At 76.2% G+C, this 2,285-nt stretch carries 3 protein-coding genes and 1 pseudogene; all 4 read right to left on the bottom strand.

Going from position 1 to position 2,285, the window contains the following annotated elements; genetic code table 11:
- Window positions 1-440, bottom strand: a 440-nt coding sequence (locus ACTUAL_RS29175; RefSeq protein ID WP_440902486.1) for a response regulator transcription factor, incomplete at its 3' end; no start/stop codon positions are given.
- A 35-nt stretch (window positions 441-475) separates the two neighbouring features.
- On the bottom strand, window positions 476-772 hold the full coding sequence (locus ACTUAL_RS29180) for a hypothetical protein (protein WP_440902487.1): 297 nt from the start codon (window positions 770-772) through the stop codon (window positions 476-478).
- A gap of 98 nt (window positions 773-870) precedes the next feature.
- Window positions 871-1,164: pseudogene (locus tag ACTUAL_RS29185) on the bottom strand (SPFH domain-containing protein); the annotation flags it as partial.
- 235 nt (window positions 1,165-1,399) lie between these two features.
- On the bottom strand, window positions 1,400-2,285 hold an 886-nt coding region (locus ACTUAL_RS29190), incomplete at its 5' end, for a transketolase C-terminal domain-containing protein (protein WP_440902488.1).

Raw genomic sequence — 2,285 nt, forward strand, 5'->3', positions numbered from 1 at the left:
GTCCGCCCGGCCCGGATGACCGAGCGGCGGGCCTGGTCGAGCACCAGGTCGCCGACTGCCAGCACGGGCGGCGCGGCCGGGGTGGCCCGGCGACCCAGCGCCCGGACCCGGGCGACCAGCTCGTCGAACGCGAACGGCTTGGCCAGGTAGTCGTCCGCGCCGAGGGACAGGCCCTCGACGCGGTCCTCGACCCCGGAGCTGGCGGTCAGCATCATGACCCTGGTGAGCGCCCCCGAGCTGAGGATCTCCCCGCACAGCTCGTCGCCGGACATGCCGGGCAGGTCGCGGTCGAGCACGACCACGTCGTAGCGGGTGACCGAGGACTTCTCGTGCCCGCTCTCCCCGTCGTAGGCCACGTCCACGGCCATGCCCTCGCGCCGCAGGCCGCGCGCGATCGCGTCGGCCAGTGGCGCCTCGTCCTCGACTACCAGGATGCGCACGCCGACAAAGGTGCCACAGGCACCTGAGAGGGCGCTTAGCGAGGGCTGTCGCCGGGCTGGGCGTGCTGGTCGGCGGCCTCGCGCTTGGCCCGCTCGGCCCGCCGGGGCGCGCCGCTCTGCTCCACCACGACCGTCTGGGCGTTCTGGAGCGAGCGGAGCTGGAGCAGCACGGGGTGCTCCTCGGCGAGGCGGGCGGCGTTGAGCAGGGAGCGCAGCGCGGCGCTCTCGCCCCTGGCGCGCTCCAGGGCGGCCCGGCCCTCGGCGCGGGCGGTGATCTCGGCGATGGCGGCGCGGCGCAGCTCGGGCGGCATGACGACGTCGCGGATCGCCACCTCGCGCACCTCGACGCCGATCTCGTCCCCAGGGGGCGCAGGCCCTCGTGCAGCTCGGCGGCGATGGCCGCGCGCTCGGGGTCGACCCGGTCGTGGGCGCGGGCGGTGACGGCGGCGCGCAGGCGCAGCTGGCAGGCCAGGTGGAGGACCTGGGTGGGCGAGTCGGCGGCCAGCACGCACCGGGACGCGTCCACCACCGCGTAGGTGAGGGCGGGCGTGACGCGGACGTGGACGCCGTCGGCGGTGGGGATCTCCTGGGAGGAGGGCGTGCTGGTCTGGAGCCGGGTTTCGACCCGGTGCAGCGAGTCGCGGCGGCCGACGCGGCGCCGGCCCGGGCCGAGCTCGCCCACGTGCGCCCCCTCGCGGGAGCGCACGGCGCGGTGCCACGGCATGACGACGACCTTCACCGGTGCTCCCCCTCCGGCTCCCGCCCTCCCACGCGCCGACCCCCGCGACGCGGGCGCCCGGCGGGGACCTCGGGGGTCCGCTTGGCCGGGCGCCGGCTCCTGTCACGGGGGTCGGCGGCTCAGGATGGCGGAAAGCACCTCTGCTGCCCGTTGCTACGCGCGGGACCGGGGTGGGCATCGCCGCCTCGACCGCTCGCGGGCAGGGGGAACGTCAGATCGACTACTTGCGCGCCGTCGCCTGGTTTTCCGCGGGCTGCTCGGCGACGACCCACTCGGTGATGCGGCGGGCCACGTCCTGCGCGGTGAGCCCGCGGTCGGCGAGGACCTCGGCGCGCTCGGCGTGGTCGTGGAACGCCTGCGGCACGCCCACGTCGCGCAGCGGGGTCTCCACGTCGGCGTCGCGCAGCGCGGCGGCCAGGGACCAGCCGAAGCCGCCGTGCCGCCCGCCGTCCTCGACGGTGACGACGAGGCGGTGGTTCGCCGCCATGGCGACCAGCTCGGGCGGCACCGGGTAGATCCAGCGCGGGTCGACCACGGTGACGCCGATGCCCTGGTCGGCGAGCTTGCGGGCGGCGGCCAGGCCCAGCTCGCCGAAGGCGCCGACGGCCACGAGCAGCACGTCGTCGCCGTCGCGGCTGAGCACGTCCACCGAGCCGATCCGCTCGACGGCGGGCAGGTCCGCGCCCACGGAGGCCTTGGGGTAGCGGATGACCGTGGGGGCGTCGTCGACCGCGACGGCCTCGCGCAGCTCCTCGGCGAGGGTGCCCGCGTCGCGCGGTGCGGCCACCCGGACGCCGGGGATCACGCCGAGGATCGACAGGTCCCACATGCCGTGGTGGGACGCGCCGTCCGGGCCGGTGATGCCCGCGCGGTCGAGCACGACGGTGACGCCCTGGCGGTGCAGCGCCACGTCGAGCAGGAGCTGGTCGAAGGCCCGGTTGAGGAACGTGGCGTAGATCGCGACGACCGGGTGCATCCCGCCCATGGCCAGGCCTGCGGCCGAGGTCATGGCGTGCTGCTCGGCGATGCCGTCGTCGAAGCAGCGGTCCGGGAAGGCCGCGGCGAACTTGTCGAGCCCCGTCGGGCCGCGCATCGCGGCGGTGATG

The organism is Actinosynnema sp., assembly GCF_052038725.1.